This window comes from Ruegeria sp. P10 (genome assembly GCF_056534925.1).
In genome coordinates this window covers 88888-114298 of record NZ_JBQERJ010000009.1, presented here as the reverse complement: position 1 = coordinate 114298, position 25411 = coordinate 88888, and the positions used below count along the sequence as shown (strand labels likewise).

Sequence of the window (25411 nt, the reverse complement as noted above, 5' to 3'; positions counted from 1 at the left end):
GCTTGCCAGGCTCTTCTTCATTTGCTTCAGTGTGTTAGGAATTTGCACGAGGAATTCAATGGATAACAAAATTGGCGTGGCGGGCGTCGCTGGGGGGTTGGTCGGTATAGGGACCTTGTTATACACATACATTGATGGGGAACGAGCCAACGCGCGTGAGCAGGATTTGGGATTTAGCCAGTTTGCTGCAAAAATTTCTCGTCTCGAGGCAGATCTTGAACAAATAGACGAAGAACTCACTTTAAAGGATCAGGAGATATCTTCGTTGCGCGACGCGTTGAGTGCCATCGGCGAACGAGCACCGGTTGATCTTACGTTGCTGGAAAAACGCCTTAGCGATCTTGAGGAACAGCCTGTCGGGCAAGGACAAGCCGCTTCTGTAGAGGCTGTGGCAGCTTTTTTAGTACAGAACCACTTGGATGAGCTGCGCGGACCACAGGGACTGGCAGGTCCGCAAGGCCCGGTGGGTCCAAAGGGGGAAGCCGGGGCTGCTGGTAGCTCGGCGGCACTGAATCCGCGCGCTCCTATCGAAGTCACTGGCGACTTTTCGACAGATTTTGAACCGCAGTATTTCGGGTCGACCAAAGCGAACCTCGTGGGATGTGCAGGAAAGGGCGTGCGGGTTTCCTGCACCATGCTTTTGGAACCGGAAGATGCCGCGTCATATCACTTTCAGGCCAGAGGAGACAAAATTCGCCTGGCATTGCCGACGGCGGAATGGGTCCAGGCGAAAGAATTCAAAGTTGGTTCACAAAAAAACTGGGTTGTCGGGGGCAATTTGTCCGCGGGTATCCCCCAGCGTGTAGATATTGCTTTCGACCTGCCGAGCGGTGGGCACAAAGGATTTCTGGCATTGGAAGTTTTTGAAGGTCAAAGCAGATCAACCGCCGTTTGGAAAGACATCCCTTTGGCAGAATGATGAGGAAGCTCTGGAGCATATCCAGAGCTTCTTAACGCTGATAGCCACGGCGCTTATCCCTGTAGCGACTTCACCTCGACATCCCCTTCGGCCTGCGCCTTGATCGCCAGAGCGGCAGCATGGCTTGCAGCGGCCGTAGTGTAATACGGGATCTTGTCATAAAGCGCGATGGACCGGATGGCCTTGCTGTCCTCGACCGCCTGCGCGCCTTCGGTGGTGTTCATCAGCAGTTGAACCTGACCGTCTTTCAGCATGTCGACCACGTCCGGGCGGCCCTCATAGACCTTGTTTACCACGTCGCATGGCACACCCTGTTCCGCCAGCCAGCTTTGCGTGCCGCGGGTGGCGACCAGCGTGAAGCCTTGTTCGACCAGAACCTGTGCGGCCTCGAGCATCGCCGCGCCCTTGTCGGCATCCTTGATCGAAATAAAGGCCCGGCCCGAAGTCGGCAGCACCATGCCCGCGCCCATCTGCGCCTTGAGGAAGGCGCGCGGGAAATCGCGGTCCCAGCCCATGACCTCGCCGGTCGAGCGCATTTCCGGGCCAAGGATGGTATCGACGCCCGGGAAACGGGCGAAGGGCAGGACCGCCTCTTTCACCGAGAACCATGGCATGTCCGGGTCGGCCAGCGTCATCTGATCCGCGATCTTTGTGTCGTCCACGGTCTTGTATGGCGGACGCTGCGGGAAGCTCGCCAGCTTTTCGCCTGCCATGACGCGCGCGGCGATGGACGCAATCGCGCTGTCGGTGGCCTTTGCCACGAACGGCACGGTGCGCGAGGCGCGCGGGTTGACCTCGATCAGGTAGATCTCGTCATCCTTGATCGCGAACTGAACATTCATCAGGCCGACAACGTTCAGCGCCTTGGCCAGCTTGAACGCCTGATCCTTGATCTGCGCGATGATCTCTTTCGACAGCGAATAGGGCGGCAGCGAACAGGCGCTATCGCCCGAGTGCACGCCGGCCTCTTCGATATGCTGCATGATGCCTGCCACGTGCACATCGGTGCCGTCGCACAGCGCGTCCACGTCCAGCTCGACCGCGCCAGCCAGATAGCTGTCCAGCAGAACGGGGCTGTCGCCCGAGACCACCACGGCCTCGTTGATGTAGCGTCGCAGCTGGTCCATGTCGCGAACGATCTCCATCGCGCGGCCGCCCAGAACGTAGGACGGGCGGATCACCAGCGGAAAACCGATTTCTTCGGCGATTTCCAGCGCCTGCGCGTCGGTCGAGGCGATGCCGTTCTTGGGCTGTTTCAGCCCCAGTTCATTGACCAGCGCCTGAAAACGCTCGCGGTCTTCGGCCAGGTCAATCGCGTCAGGCGTGGTGCCCAGGATCGGGATGCCCTCGGCCTCGAGCGCGTTGGCCAGTTTCAGCGGTGTCTGTCCACCGAACTGAACAATGACGCCGTGCAGCGTGCCGTTTTCCTGTTCCTTCGTCAGGATTTCCATGACGTGTTCAAAGGTCAGCGGCTCGAAATACAAGCGATCCGAAGTGTCATAATCGGTCGAAACCGTCTCGGGGTTGCAGTTGATCATGATGGTTTCATACCCCGCTTCGGTCAGCGCGAAGCAGGCGTGGCAGCAGCAATAGTCGAACTCGATGCCCTGACCAATGCGGTTTGGGCCGCCGCCAAGAATGACGACCTTTTTGCGGTCGCTCGGGCGCGCCTCGCATTCGACCTCGCCCATCATGGGCGCTTCGTAGGTTGAGTACATGTAAGGTGTCTGCGCCTCGAACTCGGCGGCGCAGGTGTCGATGCGTTTGAACACCGCTGAAACGCCCAGATTGCGGCGCGCGCGGCGGACGTTGTCTTCGTCACGGCCCGTCAGCTTGCCCAGACGCGCATCGGTGAATCCCAGCATTTTCAGCTTGCGGATACCATCCTCGGTGACGGGCAGACCGTCCTTGCGGAGCTGACGCTCGGCCTCGACGATCTCGCGGATGCGAGCCAGGAACCAGGGGTCGAACTTGGTGACGCCGAAAATCTCGTCATCGCTCAGGCCATGGCGCATCGCTTGTGCAATGGTGCGCAGGCGGTCGGGTGTCTGCTGGCTGATCGCCTTGATCACGGCGGCCTTGTCGTCGGCCTCGTCCCAGAGGCCTACGTTCAGGCCGGGGATTTCGACCTCATCAAAGCCGGTCAGGCCCGATTCCATCGAGGCCAGTGCCTTCTGCATCGATTCGTGGATCGTACGGCCAATCGACATCGCCTCGCCCACCGACTTCATCGCGGTGGTCAGATAGGGTTCGGAACCGGGGAATTTCTCAAACGCGAATTTCGGAATTTTTGTCACGACATAGTCGATTGTCGGCTCGAACGAGGCGGGGGTGACTTTGGTGATGTCGTTGTCCAGCTCGTCCAGCGTATAGCCCACGGCCAGTTTTGCGGCGATCTTGGCAATCGGGAAACCGGTCGCCTTCGACGCCAGCGCCGACGAGCGCGACACGCGCGGGTTCATCTCGATCACGACCATGCGACCATCGACCGGGTTGATCGCCCATTGCACGTTTGAGCCGCCGGTTTCGACACCGATTTCGCGCAGCACGGCAATCGAGTGATTGCGCATGATCTGGTATTCTTTGTCAGTGAGCGTCAGGGCAGGGGCCACGGTGATCGAGTCACCCGTATGCACGCCCATCGGATCGACGTTTTCGATGGAACACACGATGATGGCGTTGTCGGCAGTGTCGCGCACCACCTCCATTTCGTATTCTTTCCAGCCCAGAAGGCTTTCGTCGATCAGGATTTGACCCACGGGCGAGGCATCCATACCCGAGCGGCAAATATGGATGTAATCCTCACGGTTATACGCCACGCCGCCACCGGTGCCGCCCAGTGTAAAGGCCGGGCGGATGATGGCAGGAAGCCCCACGGTTTCAAGGGTTTCAAGCGCCAGCGCCACGCCAACGTCCAGGTCTTTCTTGCCGCTCTCGTCCTTGGGGGCGGTCACAATCTCGGCCTTGGGGTTTTCGATGCCCAGCCGGTCCATCGCCTCGCGGAACAGGGCGCGGTCTTCGGCCATTTCGATGGCATCGCGCTTGGCGCCGATCATCTCGACGCCGAACTTGTCCAGCACGCCCATTTCTTCCAGTGCCAGCGAGGTGTTCAGGCCGGTCTGTCCGCCCATGGTGGGCAACAGGGCGTCAGGGCGTTCTTTCTCGATGATCTTGGCGACCACTTCGGGTGTAATCGGCTCGATATAGGTGGCGTCGGCCAGACCGGGGTCGGTCATGATCGTCGCCGGGTTCGAGTTCACCAGAATGACCCGGTATCCTTCCTCGCGCAGGGCCTTGCAGGCCTGAGCACCGGAATAGTCGAATTCACAGGCCTGACCGATAACAATGGGGCCCGCCCCAATGATCATGATCGACTGGATGTCGGTTCTTCTCGGCATGGCCTTGTTCCTTCGATTGTCCGCGAGTCAGGGCACCGCCCCAGCGCCCAAATTGTCCTGCGTTATAGGGACCGCGCAAAAAGGTGCAAGAGGTATCGGAAACAGGGACGAAATTGCCGCTTTCCCCTCTTTCACTTGGCAGAGTATTCTCTATATGGCCCCTCACGGCAAATGAGGATGCAAGTGCGTATTCGTTTCGATCAGGGACCGGCCGGGCGAGGAACCCGGTTTCAGCGTCCGTCTCAGGTGATCCGCGCGGATGTGGCGGAGGACGTGCCCCAGGCTCTGGCGGCGCTGGACGAGGCGCGCGCAGGCGGTGCCTGGCTGGCAGGGTATGCCAGTTACGAGCTGGGCTATGCGCTTGAACCCCGGCTCAATGGTCTATTGCCGGAAGAACGACGCCTGCCTTTGTTGTGCTTTGGAGTCTATGATGCACCGGATCGTGTCGCCCTTCCGTCGCCTGCGGGTGAAGTGGGCGCATTCCGGCCGCGCTGGGATGAAGCGCGCTACGGCAAGGCCTTCAGGGCCGTGCATGACGCCATCGGTGCCGGCGACATCTATCAGGCCAATCTGACATTTCCGATTGATCTGTCCGTCTCGGGCAACAGCGAAACGCTCTATGCCGCGCTGGCGGTGGGGCAGCCAGTGGGCCACGGAGCACTGGTGCAGCAGGATGGGCTGCCCGATCTGCTCAGCCGCTCGCCGGAGTTGTTTTTCCGCACCGATGAGGGTGGGCGGATCGAAACCCGGCCGATGAAGGGCACGCAACCGCGCAGTGAAGACCCGGATGAGGATGCGCGCCGCCGAGCTTTTCTGAGCGCGGACGAAAAGAATCGGGCCGAGAACCTGATGATTGTTGATTTGCTGCGCAACGATATCAGCCGCGTCGCGCTGCCCGGATCCGTTCATGTGCCTGACCTGTTCCGGGTGGAAACCTATGCCACCGTACATCAGATGGTCTCGCTGGTGCGGGCGCAGCTGCACAAATGCGTGGGGTTGGGTGAAATACTGACCGCCCTGTTTCCCTGCGGGTCGATCACCGGAGCCCCCAAGATTCGCGCGATGGAAATTCTTGCGGAACTGGAGCCATGGGCGCGCGACATCTATTGCGGGACGATTGGCTGGGCCGCGCCTGATGGTCGGTCCGAGTTCAACGTGGCCATCCGCACCTTGATGCTTGAGGATGATCAGGCCACTCTGAACGTAGGTGGCGGTGTCGTTTGGGACAGCACCGCCCCGTCAGAGTATGAGGAGGCGTTATGGAAAGCCCGCTTCGCCCGCCAGCTGAACCTGATTTCAGCCTGATTGAAACACTGGCCTTCCGCCCAGATCAGGGCTTTGTCAGGCTGGACCGCCATCTTGCACGAATGGCCCGTACTGCGCGGGTGTTCGAGATTCCTTTCAACCCCGATGAAGCAACCGCCCGACTGAATGGCGCTGCTTGTGACACCCCGCTGCGTTGCCGCCTTACGCTGGATGTGTCGGGATCGTTCGATCTGTCGACCGGCGAACTGGTGGACAATCCCAGAATCTGGCGCGTCGCTCTGTCGGATCAGCGTCTGGCTTCGAATGACCTGTGGTTGCGTCACAAGACCACGCGCCGTGCGCTCTATGATGCCGCGCGCGCAGCGCTGCCCGAGGGGGTGGACGAACTGTTGTTTCTGAATGAACTGGATGAGCTTTGTGAAGGCACCATTACGAACCTGTTTCTGGAAATGCCTGATGGCCGGGTTCTGACGCCCGCTCTGTCCTGTGGGCTCTTGCCGGGGATACTGCGCGAAGAACTGTTGGAAAATAAAGCGGTCACCGAAGCTGTGCTGACCTTGACCGACCTGAAAAATGCGCAAACTGTGCGGATCGGAAATTCACTGCGCGGACTGATCGAGGTGGAGCTGATAGACGGGTGACAAAAAACAGCATGATGATCGGACCGCCGGTTGCATTGCGACAGCTGCGGCTGGAATTTGGCCTGTTCTATATTGGCTTGCCGCTGCTGATCGCTGTTCTTTTCCCTCCGAACTGGATGTTTCCGGCGCTGTTTGCGCTGACCGGGCTTGGTATCGTGCTATTGCACCGGACGCCCGGGTTTCAATGGGCCGAACTTCGTTATGACTGGGCCAACTGGACCCTGCGCGAGGTGGCTTTGTTCTCTGCCATCGTGGCTGCCTTTTGTGTTGGGTTGATTCAGATCACGCGCCCGGAGGCCGCGTTCTTCCTGCTTGTGCACCGCCCCGAAATGCTGGCCTTCATCTGGGTCGGCTACCCACTTTTGTCAGCGCTGCCGCAAGAGCTGCTGTTCCGTCCTCTGTTTTTTCGCCGCTATCACGCGATCCTACCGGATGGGCGTGCGGCCTATCTGCTGAACGCGGCCATATTCTCGTTCGCGCACCTGATGTACTGGAGCTGGATCGTCGCGCTGATGACATTCGCCGGCGGCCTGCTGTTCACATGGGCCTACCGGCAGCGTGGGTCATTCTTCTATGCGGTGTTGTTGCACGCGATTGCGGGCAATATCATTTTTGCGGTGGGGCTGGGCGTATATTTCTACTCGGGCAATGTGCAAAGGCCGTTTTGAAGGGGCAACCCGCCTTGACTTTCCGGGGCTGACAGGGTGTATCGGCGCGACGAATTCTGCGCCCGAAGGGATATTCCATGCACGCCTATCGCAGCCACACCTGCGCCGCCTTGACCGCCGCCAATGTCGGAGAAACCGTTCGCCTGTCCGGTTGGGTGCATCGGGTTCGAGATCATGGGGGCGTGCTGTTCATCGATCTTCGCGACCATTTCGGCGTAACCCAGATCCTGTGCGACGGCGACAGCGCCGCCTTTGCCGAGCTGGAAAAGGTGCGGTCCGAATGGTGCATCCGTATCGACGGCACCGTCAAAGCCCGTGACCCGGACTTGGTGAACCCGAAACTGCCCACCGGCGAGATCGAGGTTTACGTGCGCGAACTGGAAGTTCTGGGGGCCGCCGACGAATTGCCGCTGATGGTCTTCGGCGATCAGGAATACCCCGAGGAAACGCGTCTGCGCTATCGCTATCTGGACCTGCGCCGCGAGGCGATGCAGCGGAACATGACCCTGCGCTCGGACGTGGTAGCCTCAATGCGCAAGCGTATGTGGGATCAGGGCTTCCGCGAGTATCAGACGCCGATCATCACCGCCTCGTCGCCCGAAGGCGCGCGTGACTTCCTGGTGCCGTCGCGTCTGCACCCGGGCAAATTCTACGCGCTGCCACAGGCACCTCAGCAGTTCAAACAGCTGATCATGGTGTCGGGCTTCGACAAATACTTCCAGATCGCACCATGCTTCCGTGACGAAGACCCGCGCGCCGACCGCTCGCCCACCGATTTCTATCAGCTCGACCTCGAGATGTCCTTTGTTGAACAGCAGGACGTGTTCGACACGATCCAGCCCGTTCTGACCGGCGTGTTCGAAGAGTTTGGCGGTGGCCGCAAGGTCGATCAGCACTGGCCGCAGATCTCGTACAAGGACGCGGCGCTGTGGTACGGCACCGACAAGCCGGACCTGCGGAACCCCATCAAGATGCAGGTTGTATCCGACCACTTCCGCGGTTCCGGTTTCGCGATCTTTGCCAAGCTGCTTGAACAGGAAGGCACCGAGATCCGCGCGATCCCCGCGCCGGGCGGCGGCAGCCGCAAGTTCTGCGATCGCATGAACGCCTTTGCCCAGAAAGAGGGTCTGCCGGGCATGGGCTATATCTTCTGGCGCGATCAGGGTCAGGGGATGGAGGCTGCGGGACCGCTGGCCAAGAACATCGGCCCCGAGCGCACCGAGGCAATCCGTCAGCAACTGGGTCTGGGCGTTGGCGATGCGGCGTTTTTCCTGGGCGGCAAGCCAAAAGCCTTTGAAAAGGTTGCCGGCAAGGCGCGTGACGTGATCGGTGAGGAATTGAACCTGACCGAAAAAGACCGTTTTGCCTTTGCCTGGATCGTCGATTTCCCGATCTATGAGCAAGACGAGGAAACCGGCGCGATCGATTTCGAACACAACCCGTTTTCGATGCCGCAGGGCGGTATGGAGGCGTTGCAGGGCAACCCGCTGGATGTGCGCGGCTACCAGTATGATCTGGCGTGCAACGGGTACGAGCTGGTTTCAGGCGCGATCCGGAACCACAAGCCGGAAATCATGCTGAAGGCCTTTGAACTGGCGGGCTATGGCGAGGATGAAGTGAAATCCCGCTTTGGTGCCCTGTTCAATGCCTTCCACTACGGCGCCCCGCCACACGGTGGATGCGCGGCTGGTATCGACCGGATCGTGATGCTGTTGGCAGATGAGGCCAATATCCGCGAAGTCATGATGTTCCCGATGAACCAGCGAGCCGAAGATCTGATGATGGACGCACCTTCGGACCCGACCTCGGATCAGTTGATGGAGCTGGGTCTTCGCATTATCCCTCAGGACCAGTAAAAAAACCGCCCGCTTGTCGCGGGCGGTTTTTTTGCACGCAGGCAGTCTGTGTCAGTCCAGCGGGTCTTTCAGATTGGTTCGGTTGACGCGGATGGAACGCGCGGCCTGCCGTGTTTGGCGGTACAGCCAGATGCACAAAAGGGTTGCAGTGATGAAATACGCTGTCACCATTTCAAATCGCCTCTTGCTGTTCCAGTCGGTTCTGCACCATCCCGGCAACCTGCGCCGCCTGCGCCATGATCGGCGTCCCATTCGCGCGTGACAATGCCAGCTTTCGCGCTGCTTCCGCCAAGGGCCTGTCATTTGCTTCGCGCGCGACGCCGTGCAGGAACTGTGCGGCGTAGTCCAATGTACGGTGATCGTTGGGACCTGCGAGCACATCGGCGATATGGGCCATGTCGTCCTGATAGGCCAGAGGGTCCGGGCGGATGATTTCATCGCGCACGGCATGAAGCCCGCTGGGGCGCCGGTCCTCTGGCAGGCGTTCCAGAATGGATTTCTGAAAATGGGACATTGATTTTAGCGGCTTGGACAAAAAACCATCCGCGCCGGCCGCAAGAGCCATGTCTTCGCTGCCGTCATCGCCCGAAAGGCCCATGATGACACTGATACGGGGCGTGGCCTCGGCCAATTCGGCGATCAGGTCGGCGCCGGAACCGTCCGGCAGGCCCATATCGACCAGGATAACCGAAGGCCGATAGATCTGTAGGTGCCTTCGGGCCGATTTCAGGCAATCCGCACGGCGAATGCGCGCGCCGCTGTGCAGGCACATCAGGCGGATGGCATCGCAAGCGTACCGGCTGTCTTCGACAACCAATATGGTCTGACCCAGCAAGGGTCGAGTCGCGGTAGGCGCGGCGGCGGTGGTGGCAAGTAGGCCCGAATCGTCCATGGCAGCTCTCCTATGCAGCAGATGCTTCACGCTAGGAACTTCTGGCTAACACGACGTTAACGCGCGATTTGGCGCACTTGTCCTTTGGCGGATCAGCCCCCATAACCCATGCAACGCAGGACAGCAGGAGTGAGACATGATTGGACGTCTGAACCACGTCGCCATCGCCGTACCGGATCTTGAGGCGGCGTCTGAGCAATACCGCAACGCGCTGGGCGCCAAAGTCGGCGCGCCGCAGGACGAGCCGGATCATGGTGTCACGGTCGTGTTCATCGAACTGCCCAACACCAAGATCGAACTTCTGTATCCACTGGGTGACGACAGCCCGATCAACGGGTTCTTGGAAAAGAACCCGGCCGGCGGCATCCACCATGTATGTTACGAGGTCGAGGATATCATCGCGGCCCGTGATCATCTGAAAGCGACCGGAGCCCGGGTTCTGGGATCAGGTGAGCCCAAGATCGGTGCGCATGGCAAACCGGTTCTGTTTCTGCACCCCAAGGATTTCAACGGCTGCCTGGTCGAGCTGGAGCAGGTATAACCCCCCAGCCCCGGAGGGCCTGAAATGACCATTACTGCCGCGCTGGTGTTGTTCGCCGTCATCTGGTTCATGACGTTATTGGTGGTGCTGCCCATTCGCATCAAAACCCAGGGCGATCTGGGCGACATCGTTCCCGGCACGCATGCGGGCGCGCCGGAAGTGCATCACATGAAAAGAAAGATGTGGATCACCACCGGTATCTCTGTGGTTCTGTGGGCGATCATCGCCGGGATCATCCTGTCGGGCGTGATCTCGGTGCGGGATTTCGATTGGCTGAACCAGTTGGAGCCAAGGTAATCCCCGTCAGGCCTTTTGGCCTGACAAGGCATGATAGATATGGGTGAACGTGGCGGCCCCGATGATCGGGATCACGAGGTTCACCAGCGGCACTGAAAGCGGAATGGCCATCAGTGTGCCCGCCACCCAGATCGTCGTTGAATGTTTGGCCCGCAGTTTGCGCGCGCCGTCGCGCCCGATCCTTCGCATCGCGGCAAGGGTAAAATATTCACGCCCCAGCAAAAATCCGTTCATCGCCCAGAAGATGAAAGGCGCAAGCGGGGTGAAAATCGCATAGAGGATCAGCGCCAGCAGGTTTGCCACAATCAGAAGGCCAAGGAAGCTGAGACCGTCCATAAGCGCCTCTGACACCGGGATGCGCCGTGCGGGCGGCAATGTCGGAAAATGTTTGTCCTCAACCGCCTGGGCCACCTCGTCCAGAAAGATCGAGGTGATGGCCGACGCGACCGGCACCATCAGGAAAACGGGCAGGATCAGAACGAGCACGATACCGGAATAGTTCAGAACGTCGTTCAGCCACGGCACAGCTCCCACAAACGGCAGTGAGATTTCGCTGCCGGACAGCCAGTTGATCAACCAAATCGCACCTGCACAGGCCAGAACCAGCAGCAGAATGGTCAGGCCCACGCCGCGCAGCAATACGGCGCGAAACCTGGGGTCTCCGGTCTGGCCAAGTGCGCTGAAAAAGGCGTTCAGGATGATCATTCCGAAACCCACTCTGTCAACGCGGCCACGTTGGGCCGCGGGCGTTCCGGCGGGGTCGCTCCCTCGGTGGCGATATGAATCAAACCGGCCACGCGTTCGTTTTCGGCAAGCCCGAAAGCATCGACACAGAATTCGCGATCATGTGTTTGCCAACCCGACAGCCAATTGGCGCCCCAGCCCGCAGCCAGCGCGGCATTCAGCAGCGCCAGACAGACCGCGCCAGCAGAGTAGGATTGTTCGATGGCCGGAATCTTTTCGGATTGTTTGCGAACCTCGATGACCGCGACGGCCAGATGCCCCATATCGAACTGGCTGCGCGCTTTGGCGATGTCTTCCGGGCTCTTGTTCAGCCTTTGTCCGCAGGCCTCGGTCAGGGTCGCCAGGCGTGACATGGCGCCCTTTTCCAGAACGATAAATCGCCAGGGCTCCAGTTTGCCGTGATCGGGGCTGCGGGCTGCGGCCGTCAGCAACGGCAGCAACTCTTCCCGTGTTGGGGCCGGAGCAACCAGTGTCTTGGCCGGCCGGGACCGGCGCGACTGCAAAAACTCCAGAGCGGCGGGGTTTTTCAGGGACATATGTTAACTTCCTTTACATCGGGACTCTGTATCTTGGTCGGTATTCCGCCCGTTTCAAGGGCACGACAATGGATTGCGTGGATCAATTTCATTACGACGTGCTTCGTGCAAGACTTTGAGAAAAAAGAGGAGACAATGGCGAAAACCAAACTGCGCGATCTGCCGGATCTCAGCGCAATGGCGCAGGCCGGGGCCGTGTTCAAACTGAAGGTGACGCCCAAGGCGGCCCGCGATCGGGTGAGCGTCGAAGACGGGCAGATCAGGGTATCCGTTACGGCCCCGCCGGAAAACGGCAAGGCCAACAGGGCCGTGCAGTTGCTGCTTGCAGAATGTCTTGGCGTCGCGCCCTCGACCCTGACGCTGAAGCAGGGGCCAGCCGCACGGATCAAGCTGTTTTCCTATGACCCCTGAGGTCCGGTTTCGCGAATTTGATAAACACCTTCGGGCAGATCCAGCGCGGCCGCCAGATCCCGCACCTGCTCGGGTGACAACGTGATCTTCTGTATTTGATCGGTTCGGGGATCAAGTTGTTCCAGCGTGACGCATTCCGCGAAATTGTTGATCACCACATCTTCCTGCAAAGGTTGTTCACCTTCGTCCACAAGCGTAATGACCGTCGAGTCGAATTCATGCTCAATCGTAAACATGAGGCCAGAGTGCAAGCCGCTGGGGCGCAATGCAAGCCGTTCGTTTAACCGGTGGTGTGGTTTCGCCGGCACGGGCGTACTATGTTGAAATCACGGCCATTCGGTCTCAAAGGATATGACATGCACAGATGGTTTGTTTTATTGCTGTCCCTGCTGCTTGCGGCATGTGGAGGGGGGGCCTTGCGCGTCCAACCCGCCGAGGAATGGCTGGGGGACGAGCCAGAGGCCGAACCGATGGTGCAAACCTTCCGAGAGGTCAGTCGCGCTGTTGGAGCGGAAGCCCGCAGCCAGTGTCTGAAACAGACGACCGGGCAGAATTGCGACTTTCGGATTCTTGTCGACCTGAACCCTCGGGCTTCGGTCAATGCATTCCAGACGCTGGATGAAAACAAGCAGCCGGTGATCATATTCACCCGCTCGATGATCGAATCCACCAAGAACGCGGATGAACTGGCGTTTGTCATGGGGCATGAAGCAGCCCACCACGTGTTGGGGCACATCGCCAGGCAGAGTGAAATCGCCAGCGCCAGCGCGGCCGAGTTCGGGCGGGTGGCAGAGTTGCGCGGCGGGGATGCCGCCGCCATTGAAGAGGCACAAAAGCTGGGCGCGCAGGTTGGCGTTCAGGCTTATGTGAAAGACTTTGAGCTGGAGGCAGACCAGTTGGGAACCATCATTACGTATAATGCGGGATACAATCCGTTGGTCGGGGCAAGATTCTTTGATCGCATCCCGGATCCTGGTGACAGGTTTTTGGGAACCCACCCACCAAATGCACAACGTGTGCAGATCGTGCGGGAAACAGCAGAGCAATTGGGTTTGTCCCAATGACCGAACTTACATGCTTGGGTGTTGTCATGACGGATCGCGGCTCGAAATACGCGGTGTCTGGGGCGCAGGTCACGACGCGGGCTGAAATCGATGCCGTTCTGAACGATTTGAAATCCGACAAGAGCTATGCCAAGGCCACCCACAACACCTGGGCTGCGGCTTTGCCGACCGGCGCGTTGAAAGCTGATGATGGGGAAAGCGGCGCGGGCATGGTGATCCTTCGGATGATCGAACGCGCCGGGCTGAAAAATCACGTAATAATCGTGACGCGCTGGTATGGCGGCAAGAAACTGGGCGGGGACCGCTTTCGCCGTGTTCAGGATGCCACGCGGGCCTATCTGGATCACATCGGCGTCCAATCTTGACCTGAGTCAATGTTTGCCTTCGCAGATGCGCTACCCTTTGGACACAGCGTGAAAGCGAAAGGAAACAGCATGCCCTCCCACGAGACCCTGCGGCTGCATGCCGGATTGGTGGACGATATGGCCAGAATGCTGGACATTGATCTTGAGGAAGCCGCCATTGACGGGTCCGTTTCCGTGGACCAGATTTCTGATGCTGTTTTGCGCTGTACCGACTGCCCGAACCCGGATCACTGCAAGAGTTTGCTGAACAATCCCGGATCTGCCCGGCGGACGCCCGAATACTGCCGAAATCAGGAATTGCTTCACAATCTCCTGCCTTGACACAAAGGTCTGCCATGACACACCTGGGCGAAATCATGACCCATCTGCGCTTGGTGTTGCGTATGGGGCAAACAACCGGAACCGATTTGGCTGCGGCCTATCGGAAAGGTCATCTGAAACAGCAAGAATGGGCTGAAATCGTGCAGCAGTGTCGCGGCTGTTCCTGGGCCAGAGACTGCCCGGAATGGTTGGAACGGCGCGAGCAGGTTGAACAGGCACCGACGACATGCCCGAATCGCAAGTACTTTATTGCCCTCAAAACCAAGCAGGTGGAGAACGCTTGATGTCTCAGGTCACGTTGGGGGAAATCGAAAAGCACTTTTGGCTTACGCGCTCGGTGTCACGCTGTATGGGCATTTCAATGACCGAAGCGATGGCCGAAGGACGTCTTTCACCCGAAAAATACGCCGAGCTTGTCACGCGGTGCCGTGCTGCCGGATGTGACGTACAATGCGAGTTTTGGCTTGCCCGGCAACAGGGCACAGCGACCACTGCCCCGGATTTTTGCCCCAATGCCGAGATACTGAATGGGTTGAAAACCTGATCAAAGCCCGTTGTGCGTTCCGTCGCACAAAGGCGGTTTCGAGCTTTGCTTGCACCCACAAAAGAAGACCTTTTTGCTGTTTTCCGCAGTATATTTCACAGGCTCTAACCCGGTGCCTTTGTGCGATCCGTCGCAAAACGGCTGGCGGCTGGATTTGCCGCAGGCGCACCAGAAATAGGTTTTCCCTTCGACGACCTCGACCGGAAAAGGCGATTTTCGGGCAATGATGGGTGCGTTTGACATATGGCTTCTCCGTCTTTGGATGAATTCGCTGCAACAGTTTAGGGCGCCGGAGTCAGAAGGATAGGTTTTACGCCTCAAAGAACGTCATTGCGCCATTGGATTGGCATGGATTCGCTGTGACTCACGAAGACGTGATCGATTCAGTTGCCAGATTGTCGTTCAGCCCGTATTCTTAACCTGGCCCCGAAAAGCTGGGCAATATCAGAAAAGTAATAAAGGATTGACGGACATGAAACTGAAACTCGCTGCCGTTGGCGCATTTGCACTGATCCTGACTGCCTGTGCGCAGCAGGAAGAACCGACACCTGTTTACGTTCAGCCCAGCTATGACAAAGCCGGCACACCCAGCTGTCCAGGTGGTTATCAATTGGCCACAACCGAGGCTGGCCAAACGGTCTGTGACCCAATCACTCAGTAAGCCATTCGCAGGCGGCCCGGACCCGGACCGCCTGTACGCTTTCGGGAAAAACCGCCACCAGTTGTGGCGGTTTTTTCTTGCCTGCGATTTCTCGGCTATCGGACAGGTTGCGTTCTTCGCGTTGCGTGAACCCTGTTTAGTGCCTTTTGAGGCCGTAGGTATTCTTGAACTTGAATGACTTGAATTTCTGTCGCTTGACCGACCCGTAGGGCATATGCCCGAGGACACGCCGTTTGGGGGCGGTGTATCGATAAACCGGGGCCGGCTTTTTGATATGCGCCTTGGGCCGCTTGGCATGTGACCTGGCCTTTGGGGCCACGTAATACCGGTTTATCTTGTGACGCCCGTTTTTGTGAAAGCTCAGGTGTTTGCCGCCAACCGTTATGAATCCGGCAGAGCCGACCTGTGTAGGCTGGGCGTAACCGGGAGTGGCCACGAAATGCGCGGCCATCAGGAAAACCACGCAATTCAGGCCAAGCTTGAAGATACGAGACATGAAAACCTCCATGATTGGCTTTCAGTCCAAGATCGGGTCTGATCGCGTGTTCGGCCAATAAACTCGGTTCACGCTTTGCCCATATGCCGTGTGCTCGACGCGGTGTCAGACCTTAGACGGGTTTGCCCCACAAATCGTATTCTCCGGCCTCGTCCACTTCGACCGTGACGATGTCACCGGGCCTGAGGTTTTCGAACCCCTCATCGATGAACAGGTTACCGTCGATCTCGGGCGCGTCTGCTTTGGTGCGGCAGGTGGCGGCCTCGTCGTCGACCTCGTCCACGATCACCTCAAGCGTCTGTCCGACCTTCGCCCGCAACTTGGCCTCCGAGATCGCCTGTGCCTTTTCCATGAAGCGATCCCAGCGTTCTTGCTTGATTTCGGCCGGAACGTGATCGGGCAGGTCATTTGACCGCGCGCCATCGACGTTTTCATACTGAAAACACCCGACCCGATCCAGTTGAGCCTCGTCCATCCAGTCCAGCAGGGTCTGGAATTCCGACTCCGTCTCACCCGGATAGCCGACGATAAAGGTCGACCGCAGGGTGATATCCGGGCAGATCGCGCGCCAGGCCTTGATTTCATCCAACGTTCTGGCCGACGCGGCCGGGCGGGCCATGCGTTTTAGCACATCCGGGTGGGCGTGTTGAAACGGGATATCCAGATAAGGCAGCACGTTGCACCCGGCATCCGCCATCAGTGGGATCAGGTCCCGCACATGCGGATAAGGGTACACATAGTGCAGCCGCACCCAAGCATCGAGCTGCCCCAGCTCGCGCGCCAGATCGGTGATATGGCTGCGCACTTCACCGTCTTTCCACGGGTTGATGTCGTATTTCCGGTCCAGCCCATAGGCCGAAGTGTCCTGGCTGATGACCAGCAATTCGCGCACGCCGTTTTGCACCAGTTTTTCCGCCTCGCGCAGAACCGCATGCGCCGGGCGGCTGGCCAGTTTTCCGCGCATGTCGGGGATGATGCAGAACTTGCACTTGTGGTTGCAGCCCTCGGAAATTTTCAGATAGCTGTAGTGGCGCGGCGTCAACTGCACACTGCTGGCGGGCAACAGGTCCACGAACGGATCAGGATCGGGGGGCACGGCGGCGTGCACCGCATCCAGCACCTGCTCGTATTGGTGTGGGCCGGTGACAGCCATGATGCGAGGGTGATGCTCGCGAATGTAATCCGGCTCGGCCCCCAGACAGCCGGTCACGATGACCTTGCCGTTTTCCACCAGCGCCTCTCCAATCGCGTCCAGCGATTCCGCTTTGGCGCTGTCGAGGAACCCGCAGGTGTTCACAATGACGGCATCGGCCCCGGCATAATCTGGCGAAATGCCGTATCCTTCGGCACGTAGTCGGGTCAGAATGCGTTCACTGTCGACCAACGCCTTCGGGCAGCCCAAAGACACCATGCCGATGGTTGGCTGGTTCGATTGGGGTGTCTCGGTGATCCGGGCAGAAGGCGCCAGGTCGGGGCGGAGGTTCGGAGGGTTTGTCGTCATGCGCGGCATATAGTCGGGAAAGCTTCCCCTTGCAAATGTGATGCGTGATTTGAATGATCACGGCAATGACAAGCCAAAAGGCGGAGAGCAGAAAATGAAATGGCTGATGCGCATCCTGTTTATCGTTGTCGCCGTGATCGCGTTGATCATCGGCGCGCTGTTGCTGATGCCGGGGGAAAAGCTTGCCGCGATTCTGGCCGAGCAGGTCAAAGCCCAGACCGGCCGTGATCTGACGCTGACCGGTGATGTGCGCATTTCCTTCTGGCCGGTGGTCGGGATGGAAACCGGGCCGGTACGTTTCGGCAACGCAAGCTGGGCCGGACCGGAGCCGATGCTCAGCGCGGATAGCCTGGCCGTCGGGGTAGACGCTGCCGGGCTGTTGAACGGGGATTTGCGGATCAAACGTGTTTTTGCAGACAATCCCGTGTTGCGGCTGGAACGATCCGATGGTCGCGGCAATTGGGAATTGAGCGCCCAGACAACCGCGACAACTGCGGTCGCGACCGGGGGCACGACGCCCGCTGAGCATTCGGGGCAGGTCACGCTGGATCAGCTGCAGCTGACAAATGCACGGCTGATTTACGTGGAAAACGGTTCGACGCAGATGGATTTCTCGGGCGTGACACTATCTGCGAGCTGGCCCGAGGTGGCGGCCCCGTTGGTGATGGAGGCCGCCATGCCAGTGCCCGGAGGTGCGGTTCAGGTTGACCTGAAAATCCCGGACTTGCCGGCATTTGCCGCCGGGTCAGTGACTGATCTGGAATTGGCTTTGACGGCCCCGGGCGGAGAGATCGGATTTGACGGACGCGTCAATCTTGCGGGTGAAATGGATGGAACCACCAAGGTCGTAACGCGTGACACTGAAGGGATGCTTGCCGCCTTCGGTCAGGCTGGCACATCCGTACCGCCCGGATTGGGCGAGACTGCCGACATTTCAGCGCATATGACGTATACGCAGGATGGGCGGGTTTCCATGCGGAACATGGTTGCGCAATTGGATGACAACCGGTTCGTGGGTGAGGCGGATATAACCATTTCGGACCCGCCGCGTATCGTGGCCCGTCTGGAAGCCGGTGATCTGGATCTGTCGCGGATTTCCGAAACTGCTTCTGCCTCAGGCGGCACGTCTCAGGCAAACGCTCCTGCACCTGAGGGGTGGTCGACGGCCCCTATTGACGCATCCGCTCTGGCGCTAGCGAATGGTAAGATCCGCCTGACGGCGAACTCGATCGCCGTGCCCGGGATGACGTTCGGCAAAAGCGATCTGACCCTGTCGCTGGATCGGTCGCGGGCCGTTCTGGAAATGCACCCGGCCACGCTGTTTGCGGGTCAGTTGCACGGTCAGGTGGTGGCCAACAACCGCAACGGCCTGTCTGTGGGCGGCAACGTGACCGCCACCGGGATCGATCTGAAACAGGCACTGACCACGATGGCCGGGGTCAAACGCCTGTCGGGAACCGCTGCGGGAGCGTTTGAGTTTCTGGGTGTCGGCCAGTCCGAGGATCAGATCATGCGGTCCCTCAGCGGCAAGGGAAACCTGGATGTCGGTCCCGGAGTGATTTCCGGGCTCGATCTGGACCGATTGATGGGGCAGGGTACCGGATCAGGCGGAACCACCGTGTTCAACAGCCTGACGGCCAGTTTCACCATCGACCAGGGCGTGTTGACGAACAGCGATCTGCTCATGTCACTGAAGAATTTCCGCGCAGATGGCACCGGCACCGTGGATCTGGGGGCTCGCAACATCGACTATCTGTTCACGCCCGTGGCGCTGCGGGCCAATTCCGGGCAGGGGATATCGGTTCCCGTTCGCATCAAAGGCCCCTGGAGCGACCCGTCGATCAAGCCGGACCTGACCAAGGTGATCGAGGCGGCGGCGGATGTGAAGGTCAAAGAACTGGAAGACGACGCCAAACAGAAGGTTTTTGAAAAGGTCGGAAACGAATTGGATACGACGATCACCGACAGTGACCAGATCGAAGACGCCATCAAGAACAAGCTTGAAGAAGAGGCAAAAAAAGGTCTGCTCAAATTATTCGGCGGCGACTGAGCAACCATCGTGCTTGGGGCATCGGGATGTGCCCCAAGCAGTTGTTTTCAGATGGTTTGGTCGTAATCGCCGACACCGGGCTCGGTTCGGATGACGGCGTCAATGTCCGCGAAGATGGCGCGCATCTCAGCCTCGCTTTCGCTGCTTTCACAGACGACGACCAGATTGGGGGTATTGGACGAAGCCCGCACCAGACCCCAGCTGCCGTTGTCCAGAATCACACGTGCGCCGTTCACCGTAACCACTTCTTTGATTGCGCGGCCTGCGAGTGTTTCGCCCGCATCTCCCTTGGCGACCAGCTTGTCGACCAGCCGCTGAAGGATATCATATTTCTGGGTATCGGCGGCGTGGGGTGACATCGTGGGCGTGGACCAGGTCTTGGGCAGGGCCTTGCGCAGGTCCGACATGCTCTTGCCCGGGTTGCGGTCCATCAGTTTGCAGATTTCGACTGCGACACGCATCCCGCAGTCGTATCCACGCCCGATCGGTTCGGCCAAAAAGTAGTGGCCTGATTTTTCGAACCCTGCCAGTGCCCCGATTTCCTTGACGCGGCGCTTCATGTGGCTGTGGCCGGTCTTCCAGTAATCGGCTTTGACGCCCAGGGCCTGCAACTCGGGGTCGCTGGCGAACAGACCGGTGGATTTCACATCCGCAACAAAGGTCGATCCGGGGTGAAGCTTGGCCAGGTCGCGGGCCATGATGACGCCAACCTTGTCGGCAAAAATCTCCTCACCCTCATCATCGACGACGCCGCAGCGGTCTCCGTCACCGTCAAACCCCAACGCCAGATCGGCACCGCTGGATTTCACCGTGGCGGCCATGTCGTGCAGCATCTCCATGGCTTCCGGGTTCGGGTTGTAGTTGGGGAAGGTATAGTCCAGCCGGTTATGGCTGGGCACGACCTCAACCCCGATCCGTTCGAAAATCTCGGGCGCAAAGGCCGAAGCCGTACCATTCCCGGTCGCGCAGACCACTTTCAGTGGACGGGACATTTTGAAATCCCCGACCAGGTCGTCGATATAGGCCTGTTTGACGCCATCGACGAACTCGTACGAGCCGCCTTCGCGCGCGACGCCCTCGCCGTTCAGAACGATGTCACGCAGTTCCGACATCTCATCCGGGCCATGGGTCAGCGGGCGGTCAAAACCCATTTTGACCCCGGTCCAGCCGTTCGGGTTGTGGCTGGCGGTGACCATGGCCACCGCAGGCACATCCAGATGGAACTGCGCAAAATAGGCCATGGGGCTGAGCGCAGGGCCGATGTCTTTGACGCGGATACCAGCCTGCATCAGGCCCAGCATCAGGGCATTTTTGATCGCCAGTGAATAATCGCGATAGTCGTTTCCGACCGCGATAACAGGCTCTATCCCGCGCCTGTGCATCTGTGTGCCAAGTCCCAGCCCAAGCGCGGTCATGCCGGGCAGGTTGATCTCTTCAGGATATTTCCAACGGGCATCGTATTCACGGAACCCGGTGGGCGTGATCATCGCGTCGCGCAGAAAGGTCCAGCTGTTGGGTGTTACCTCGGTGAGGGGTTTGATCATAAGAAATCTCAATCGTTAAATCTGAATCGGATTCGCTTTAGCAAGCGCATCAAATCGCATCAATGTGTCAACAAGTTGGGGCATCTGATCGAGCGGGATCATATTTGGCCCGTCCGATGGGGCCGAGTCCGGATCCTGATGGGTTTCAATGAACACGGCCCCGACACCCAGAGAAACCGCGGCGCGGGCCATCACGGGTGCAAATTCGCGTTGTCCGCCCGAAGACCCGCCCTTGCCTCCGGGTTGCTGCACGGAATGGGTGGCGTCCATCACCACCGGATACCCGGTCTTCGCCATTTGGGGCAGCGCACGCATATCGGCAACCAGCGTGTTGTAGCCAAATGAGGTGCCACGTTCGGTCAGTAGGATATTCTGATTCCCGGTGCTTTCGATTTTGTCGACGATGTTGGTCATTTCCCAAGGTGCAAGGAATTGCCCCTTTTTCACATTGACCGCTTTTCCGGTGTTACCGGCCGCCAGCAGCATGTCGGTCTGACGGCACAGGAATGCCGGAATTTGCAGAACGTCCACCGCCTCGGCGGCGATGGCGCATTGCGCTTCGGTATGAACATCGGTCAGAACCGGGATGCCCATCGTTTTACGGATGTCATCCAGTACCTTCAGCCCCGCATCGATGCCCATGCCACGCTTACCCGACAGGGATGTCCGGTTCGCCTTGTCATAAGACGCCTTGAAGACGAATTGCGCCCCGGCTGCGTCGCAGGCTTCTTTCATTTTGCCCGCAATCATCTGCGCATGGTCTGCCGTTTCAAGCTGACATGGCCCAGCTATGATGGTCAGCGGAAGGTCGTTGCCGACTGTCAGGTCGGAGATTTTAACATGTTTCATGAGTTTTATGAGGATACCTGTTCACGAAGGACCGACGCGGTAAGCGAGATCATCAGGTAGATACCAGCAAACAACAGGAATGCCAAAATCGTATTTTCGAACTTGCGCGGATAGCTGGGCTCCTGACTGGGAACAGGGTTGACCGAGACGGTCAGATAGCGCACCTGCCGGTTGGCTTCGGACCGGGTCGCTTCCATTTGCTGCATTGCCGTTTGCAGCATCATGTCGCGCGCCGCCAGGTCCGCCTGCGCGATCTGGATACGCACGCTCAGCCGCGCCAGCGAGTTTTCGCCGTCCGAGGCATCCTGCATCTCGGCATTCAGTTCTCTCAGAACTTTTTCCAGGCGGGCGATATCTGCCTTGACGCCATCAACCTTTGCCTTGTTCGGGCGCAGGTTGTCCTGAAGCGCGGCGAGCTCAAGCTCTTTGTCCTGAACCAGTATTTCGATTTCGTTGATGCGGGCACGCAGGCTGGCAATGACGTTTTCGGGGTCAAGAACAGCGCCCTGAAGCTGAAGCTCGATCAACTCTTCCTGAGCCTGCCTGCGCGCTTCCTGCGCCGCTTCGAAACTTTGCAGCGCGTCGCGCATCTGGTCTTCGCGTTTTTTTCCGGACAAGGCGTTCACCCTGTCTTCGGCATAAGAAATCAGGCGCTCGGAAAATTCGGTCGATGTCTGCGCGTCGGGGGCGGCAACCTCCATCCGAATGACCCCTTCGGTCGGGTCATAGCCGATTGTAATCATGCGTTTGAACAGCTTATAGGCGTCTTCAAGCGAGGCGTCTGGCGCCAGTCTTTGAATCGGGTCGATCCATTCCTGCTTGAAAACATCAGAAAACCCGGCATCGCGGTCCAGCAACAGCAAAGCTTCTTTCGATTCCAGAAAGGACTGAACCGAGATCGAATCCTGTGTGGTGGCGAATTGCGTGCCGGCAAGCAGACCGCCGATATTGCCCGGTCCGCCATCCGCTTGCAGAATCAGGAATTCGGAATCGCTGGCATACATCGGCGTGGCGATGCGATAGAAATAGAAGCCGACAATGAAGGTCGGCAGGAACACAAAGGCCGCCAGACGCGCAAACAGTCCAAACAATTTACGCTTGCGACGACGGGCGATGTCTTTTTGGATTTGGCCAATTTCAAAATTGCGCCGCTCAGCTGGGCTGAGCTCGGGCCCGGGCAGATTTGTTTTCTCGGCACCCATGGCCTGCGGCAGTTGAACGTTGATCCTGTCCGTGGGTTTGTCACCCTCGTCCGATGGCCTTGCGGCGGCAAGGTCCAGAAGATTGGTGCGCTGGAAGGGGTCGATGCCCTTTTTGCGCAGCAATCGCACCGCGTCATAGTCCGACGTCGCGGCCAGACCGTGTTTCTGCGCCAGACGTCGTGCGATACGCAATTGACGGCCCGTCAGGCCTTCGCGCTTGATGTCGTCCAGCTGCGTCCCGGGCTGTGCTTCGTCGGCGGCCGCAGGGCCTTGTGTCGCGTTGCGAATACGCGAGATGGCGTCCGATCGCGCCTCGGCCGAGTTTTCCGTCTGGCGTCTGCGGCGCCAGTTGTATTTTCTAACCTTGGGTTTCGTAGTCATACAGCTGCTTTGCCTCTTCCAAGGAGTCAAACATATACAATTGCCCGTCCAGAAGTACGGCCGCTTTCTGGGCGAATTTCTCCAACACGGACGGGCTGTGCGATACGATTACCAAAGTCGTCGTGCGCAACCTTTCCTTCAGGATCGCCCCTGCCTTTTCGTTGAATTCGACATCTGTTGTCGCCGGCATCCCTTCGTCGATGAGATACATGTCAAAGTCCAGCGCCAGCATCAAAGAAAAGGTGAAACGCGCCCTCATCCCAGAGGAGTAAGTGGCAAGGGGCTGGTCGAAATATTCGCCCAGACCGCAGAGCCATTTGCAATAGGCCTCGATATAGTCGGGGTCCATACCGTAGATCTTGGCGATGTAGCGCGCGTTCTCAAGCGCTGACAGTTTTCCCGACACGCCACCGGTGAACCCCATGGGAAAGGACACCCGGCATTCGCGGCGGACCACGCCTTCGTCGGGTTTCTCCAGGCCGGCCATCATGTTGATCAACGTGGTTTTTCCGGTTCCGTTCGGGGCCAGAACGCCCAGTGAGGTGCCCAGTTCGACCCGAAACGAGACCCGATCCAGAATCACCTTGCGGCGCGTTCCGGTCCAGAAGGATTTGCTGACGTTGTCGAATTCTAGCATTCGCGGTCTGCTGCTCATTTCGTTCGTGTTGTCGCACTTGCGGGCGGCCAGAAAAGGTATTTTTTACCGGCCCATGTTGGCTACATTATGTCGAATTATGAAACAAATGATCAATGCGGTCCGGTTGCGCGCATGAATGTCTGATTGGGTGCAGCAAAGGTTATCGGTCACTTGGTGCCGCGTCAGGTCGTTATTATCTGTTTTGGCAGCCGACAACAGACGGGATGGGCAGGGGCCTTCACGATCATATGAACGCTTTACGTCAGGAAATCCGCGCCTGCCGCTTGTGTGCCGACAGGTTCGCGCAAACAAAAACCGCACACGAGCCGCGCCCGGTGGTCTGGTTCCGCCCCGGAACACCGATCCTTGTCGCGGGGCAGGCACCGGGCGCCCGTGTGCACGAGTCGGGGCGGCCCTTCACCGACCCGTCCGGCGACAGGCTGCGGCACTGGCTGGGGATTGATGAGACGGTTTTTTACGATCGCGACCGTGTTTCGATTGTACCGATGGCCTTCTGCTTTCCGGGGTATGATGCGCGCAATGCTGATCTTCCGCCACCTGCGATTTGCCGCAAGACCTGGCATGACCGGGTGATGCAGGACCTGGGGCGTGTGCCGCTGACCGTGTTGGTCGGAGGTCATGCACACAAGTTTCATCTTGGCGCGCGCGGGTCGGTGACGGACACCGTCCGCAACTGGCGGGACCATGCGCCGCGGGTCTTTGCCTTGCCTCACCCGTCCTGGCGCAATACGGCATGGTTGAAGAAAAACCCGTGGTTCGAGGCTGAACTGCTGCCTGTTTTGCGTGCACGGGTCCAAGAGGTGCTGAATGATTGAATCCACGGCGTTGGACACTGCGCATGCCGCGATGCAGGCGGACCCGACAAGTGATGCCGCTCGTCTGCGTTTCTTCGAACGGCTTGCGGATAGCGAGCTGTTTCTGATGCTGACCGAAGAAGCGCGGGACGAGAATATCTCGCCCGAATTGTTCGATGTGGCTGACGGGCGCTTTGTTCTGGCCTTTGATCGTGAGGACCGGCTGGCGCAGTTTGCCGGGCGGCCCGTGCCTTATGTGGCACTGTCGGGGCGGGTGCTTTCGGGGATGCTGTCGGGGCAGGGCATCGGGCTTGGTCTGAACCTGGTGACTGCGCCATCTTCGATGCTGGTCCCGGCGGAAGCCCTGGAATGGTTGACTGAAACGTTGCAGCACCGCCCGCAAAAGGTCGAGGAAGAGCTTGCCGAGTTTTTGCCCCCTGCCGGCCTGCCGCAGGCCCTGCTGACCGCGCTGGATGCGAAACTGGCGACGGCAGGCGGACTTGCAAGCGCGGCCTATCTGGTTGCCACCAAGTCCAAATCGGGCGCGCAGGGCCATCTGTTGGGATTTGTCGATGCCATCGAGGGGGCCGAGCCCGCTTTGGCCAAGGCCGCGTCCGAGGCGCTGACCTTTTCCGGGATTGAGGCAGGCGCGATGGATGTCGGGTTTTTCACCGCAAGCGAGGCCGCCGCCGCGCTTCTGGCCAAGGTGGGCCTTCGGTTTGATCTGCCCCAGCCGCAAATTGCCGAAGCGGTCCGCGAAGCCCCCGGCAGCAATCCGGACAACCCACCCATTCTGAAATAACCATCCAAAC

At 59.0% G+C, this 25411-nt stretch carries 29 protein-coding genes; 17 read left to right on the top strand and 12 right to left on the bottom strand.

Annotation, left to right across the window (positions count from 1 at the left end):
- Window positions 1–58 precede the first annotated feature (58 nt).
- The gene (locus ACR0FB_RS15775) at window positions 59–919 is read left to right on the top strand and encodes a hypothetical protein (protein WP_171634393.1); all 861 of its coding nucleotides are present in this window, start codon (window positions 59–61) and stop codon (window positions 917–919) included.
- 53 nt (window positions 920–972) lie between these two features.
- Here ACR0FB_RS15775 and carB read toward each other — a convergent pair whose 3' ends face one another.
- A complete protein-coding gene (gene carB, locus ACR0FB_RS15770; protein WP_480621227.1) occupies window positions 973–4317 on the bottom strand; it encodes a carbamoyl-phosphate synthase large subunit in 3345 nt (1114 codons plus the stop codon).
- A gap of 177 nt (window positions 4318–4494) precedes the next feature.
- Between carB and ACR0FB_RS15765 the strand changes: the two genes are divergently transcribed.
- The 4 genes from ACR0FB_RS15765 to aspS all read left to right on the top strand — a co-directional run bounded on the left by ACR0FB_RS15765 (window position 4495) and on the right by aspS (window position 8748).
- A complete protein-coding gene (locus ACR0FB_RS15765; RefSeq protein ID WP_171634384.1) occupies window positions 4495–5622 on the top strand; it encodes an aminodeoxychorismate synthase component I in 1128 nt (375 codons plus the stop codon).
- On the top strand, window positions 5577–6224 hold the full coding sequence (locus tag ACR0FB_RS15760; RefSeq protein ID WP_171722764.1) for an aminotransferase class IV family protein: 648 nt from the start codon (window positions 5577–5579) through the stop codon (window positions 6222–6224). The genes ACR0FB_RS15765 and ACR0FB_RS15760 overlap by 46 nt, the downstream gene beginning before the upstream one ends.
- Entirely contained in the window at window positions 6221–6892 is a 672-nt protein-coding gene (locus ACR0FB_RS15755) for a CPBP family intramembrane glutamic endopeptidase (protein WP_480621224.1), read from the top strand. Before ACR0FB_RS15760 ends, ACR0FB_RS15755 begins: the two co-directional genes overlap by 4 nt.
- A 77-nt stretch (window positions 6893–6969) precedes the next feature.
- Complete coding sequence (gene aspS / locus ACR0FB_RS15750) at window positions 6970–8748, top strand: aspartate--tRNA ligase (protein WP_171722765.1); 1779 nt, start codon at window positions 6970–6972, stop codon at window positions 8746–8748.
- Window positions 8749–8920: 172 nt separating this feature from the next.
- Here aspS and ACR0FB_RS15745 read toward each other — a convergent pair whose 3' ends face one another.
- On the bottom strand, window positions 8921–9640 hold the full coding sequence (locus ACR0FB_RS15745; protein ID WP_480621222.1) for a response regulator: 720 nt from the start codon (window positions 9638–9640) through the stop codon (window positions 8921–8923).
- 136 nt (window positions 9641–9776) lie between these two features.
- Between ACR0FB_RS15745 and mce the strand changes: the two genes are divergently transcribed.
- The gene (gene mce / locus ACR0FB_RS15740; RefSeq protein ID WP_170346086.1) at window positions 9777–10181 is read left to right on the top strand and encodes a methylmalonyl-CoA epimerase; all 405 of its coding nucleotides are present in this window, start codon (window positions 9777–9779) and stop codon (window positions 10179–10181) included.
- 24 nt (window positions 10182–10205) lie between these two features.
- Entirely contained in the window at window positions 10206–10478 is a 273-nt protein-coding gene (locus ACR0FB_RS15735; RefSeq protein ID WP_117867937.1) for a DUF1467 family protein, read from the top strand.
- Window positions 10479–10484: 6 nt separating this feature from the next.
- Here ACR0FB_RS15735 and ACR0FB_RS15730 read toward each other — a convergent pair whose 3' ends face one another.
- On the bottom strand, window positions 10485–11183 hold the full coding sequence (locus tag ACR0FB_RS15730; protein WP_171634371.1) for an EI24 domain-containing protein: 699 nt from the start codon (window positions 11181–11183) through the stop codon (window positions 10485–10487).
- Window positions 11180–11758 (bottom strand): nitroreductase family protein, encoded by a 579-nt coding sequence (locus ACR0FB_RS15725; protein WP_171722766.1) that lies wholly within the window; start codon window positions 11756–11758, stop codon window positions 11180–11182. The genes ACR0FB_RS15730 and ACR0FB_RS15725 overlap by 4 nt, the downstream gene beginning before the upstream one ends.
- Before the next feature lie 135 nt (window positions 11759–11893).
- Here ACR0FB_RS15725 and ACR0FB_RS15720 point away from each other — a divergent pair, with 135 nt between their 5' ends.
- A complete protein-coding gene (locus ACR0FB_RS15720) occupies window positions 11894–12169 on the top strand; it encodes a DUF167 domain-containing protein (RefSeq protein ID WP_480492128.1) in 276 nt (91 codons plus the stop codon).
- Here ACR0FB_RS15720 and ACR0FB_RS15715 read toward each other — a convergent pair.
- Window positions 12157–12405, bottom strand: a complete 249-nt coding sequence (locus ACR0FB_RS15715; protein ID WP_170346090.1) for a hypothetical protein — start codon at window positions 12403–12405, stop codon at window positions 12157–12159. The genes ACR0FB_RS15720 and ACR0FB_RS15715 overlap by 13 nt on opposite strands.
- A gap of 120 nt (window positions 12406–12525) precedes the next feature.
- Here ACR0FB_RS15715 and ACR0FB_RS15710 point away from each other — a divergent pair, with 120 nt between their 5' ends.
- The 5 genes from ACR0FB_RS15710 (at window position 12526) to ACR0FB_RS15690 (ending at window position 14463) form a co-directional block, all read left to right on the top strand.
- Entirely contained in the window at window positions 12526–13233 is a 708-nt protein-coding gene (locus tag ACR0FB_RS15710; RefSeq protein WP_480621220.1) for a M48 family metallopeptidase, read from the top strand.
- Window positions 13230–13598 (top strand): YigZ family protein, encoded by a 369-nt coding sequence (locus ACR0FB_RS15705; RefSeq protein WP_171206242.1) that lies wholly within the window; start codon window positions 13230–13232, stop codon window positions 13596–13598. The genes ACR0FB_RS15710 and ACR0FB_RS15705 overlap by 4 nt, the downstream gene beginning before the upstream one ends.
- Window positions 13599–13667: 69 nt before the next feature.
- Complete coding sequence (locus ACR0FB_RS15700; protein WP_171634356.1) at window positions 13668–13919, top strand: DUF6455 family protein; 252 nt, start codon at window positions 13668–13670, stop codon at window positions 13917–13919.
- Window positions 13920–13933: 14 nt separating this feature from the next.
- Window positions 13934–14203, top strand: a complete 270-nt coding sequence (locus ACR0FB_RS15695) for a DUF6455 family protein (RefSeq protein WP_480621218.1) — start codon at window positions 13934–13936, stop codon at window positions 14201–14203.
- Window positions 14203–14463, top strand: a complete 261-nt coding sequence (locus ACR0FB_RS15690; RefSeq protein ID WP_171634351.1) for a DUF6455 family protein — start codon at window positions 14203–14205, stop codon at window positions 14461–14463. Before ACR0FB_RS15695 ends, ACR0FB_RS15690 begins: the two co-directional genes overlap by 1 nt.
- Here ACR0FB_RS15690 and ACR0FB_RS15685 read toward each other — a convergent pair whose 3' ends face one another.
- Entirely contained in the window at window positions 14464–14706 is a 243-nt protein-coding gene (locus tag ACR0FB_RS15685) for a CDGSH iron-sulfur domain-containing protein (protein WP_171634349.1), read from the bottom strand.
- A gap of 229 nt (window positions 14707–14935) precedes the next feature.
- On the opposite strand from ACR0FB_RS15685, the gene ACR0FB_RS15680 reads away from it, so the two are divergent.
- Complete coding sequence (locus tag ACR0FB_RS15680; RefSeq protein ID WP_050604769.1) at window positions 14936–15124, top strand: hypothetical protein; 189 nt, start codon at window positions 14936–14938, stop codon at window positions 15122–15124.
- Between the two features lie 136 nt (window positions 15125–15260).
- Here ACR0FB_RS15680 and ACR0FB_RS15675 read toward each other — a convergent pair whose 3' ends face one another.
- On the bottom strand, window positions 15261–15620 hold the full coding sequence (locus tag ACR0FB_RS15675) for a hypothetical protein (protein WP_480621216.1): 360 nt from the start codon (window positions 15618–15620) through the stop codon (window positions 15261–15263).
- Window positions 15621–15732: 112 nt separating this feature from the next.
- Window positions 15733–17121 carry a 30S ribosomal protein S12 methylthiotransferase RimO gene (gene rimO / locus ACR0FB_RS15670; RefSeq protein WP_171634341.1) on the bottom strand — a complete coding sequence of 463 codons (1389 nt, stop codon included), beginning with the start codon at window positions 17119–17121 and terminating at the stop codon, window positions 15733–15735.
- Between the two features lie 40 nt (window positions 17122–17161).
- Between rimO and ACR0FB_RS15665 the strand changes: the two genes are divergently transcribed.
- Entirely contained in the window at window positions 17162–19171 is a 2010-nt protein-coding gene (locus tag ACR0FB_RS15665; protein ID WP_480621214.1) for an AsmA family protein, read from the top strand.
- 47 nt (window positions 19172–19218) lie between these two features.
- Here ACR0FB_RS15665 and ACR0FB_RS15660 read toward each other — a convergent pair whose 3' ends face one another.
- The 4 genes from ACR0FB_RS15660 to ACR0FB_RS15645 are packed head-to-tail and all read right to left on the bottom strand — an operon-like array spanning window position 19219 to window position 23784.
- Window positions 19219–20715: a phosphomannomutase/phosphoglucomutase gene (locus ACR0FB_RS15660; protein ID WP_171634338.1), complete on the bottom strand. Its 1497-nt coding sequence runs from the start codon at window positions 20713–20715 to the stop codon at window positions 19219–19221.
- A 15-nt stretch (window positions 20716–20730) separates the two neighbouring features.
- Window positions 20731–21564: a 3-deoxy-8-phosphooctulonate synthase gene (gene kdsA / locus ACR0FB_RS15655; protein ID WP_171722771.1), complete on the bottom strand. Its 834-nt coding sequence runs from the start codon at window positions 21562–21564 to the stop codon at window positions 20731–20733.
- A gap of 5 nt (window positions 21565–21569) precedes the next feature.
- Window positions 21570–23147 carry a KpsE/RkpR family capsule polysaccharide export protein gene (locus tag ACR0FB_RS15650; protein ID WP_171722772.1) on the bottom strand — a complete coding sequence of 526 codons (1578 nt, stop codon included), beginning with the start codon at window positions 23145–23147 and terminating at the stop codon, window positions 21570–21572.
- Window positions 23125–23784: an ABC transporter ATP-binding protein gene (locus ACR0FB_RS15645; RefSeq protein ID WP_152458943.1), complete on the bottom strand. Its 660-nt coding sequence runs from the start codon at window positions 23782–23784 to the stop codon at window positions 23125–23127. Before ACR0FB_RS15645 ends, ACR0FB_RS15650 begins: the two co-directional genes overlap by 23 nt.
- A 248-nt stretch (window positions 23785–24032) precedes the next feature.
- Between ACR0FB_RS15645 and ACR0FB_RS15640 the strand changes: the two genes are divergently transcribed.
- Window positions 24033–24620: a uracil-DNA glycosylase family protein gene (locus ACR0FB_RS15640; RefSeq protein WP_171634328.1), complete on the top strand. Its 588-nt coding sequence runs from the start codon at window positions 24033–24035 to the stop codon at window positions 24618–24620.
- Window positions 24613–25401, top strand: a complete 789-nt coding sequence (locus ACR0FB_RS15635) for an SseB family protein (RefSeq protein ID WP_480621211.1) — start codon at window positions 24613–24615, stop codon at window positions 25399–25401. The genes ACR0FB_RS15640 and ACR0FB_RS15635 overlap by 8 nt, the downstream gene beginning before the upstream one ends.
- The last annotated feature ends 10 nt before the right edge of the window (window positions 25402–25411 follow it).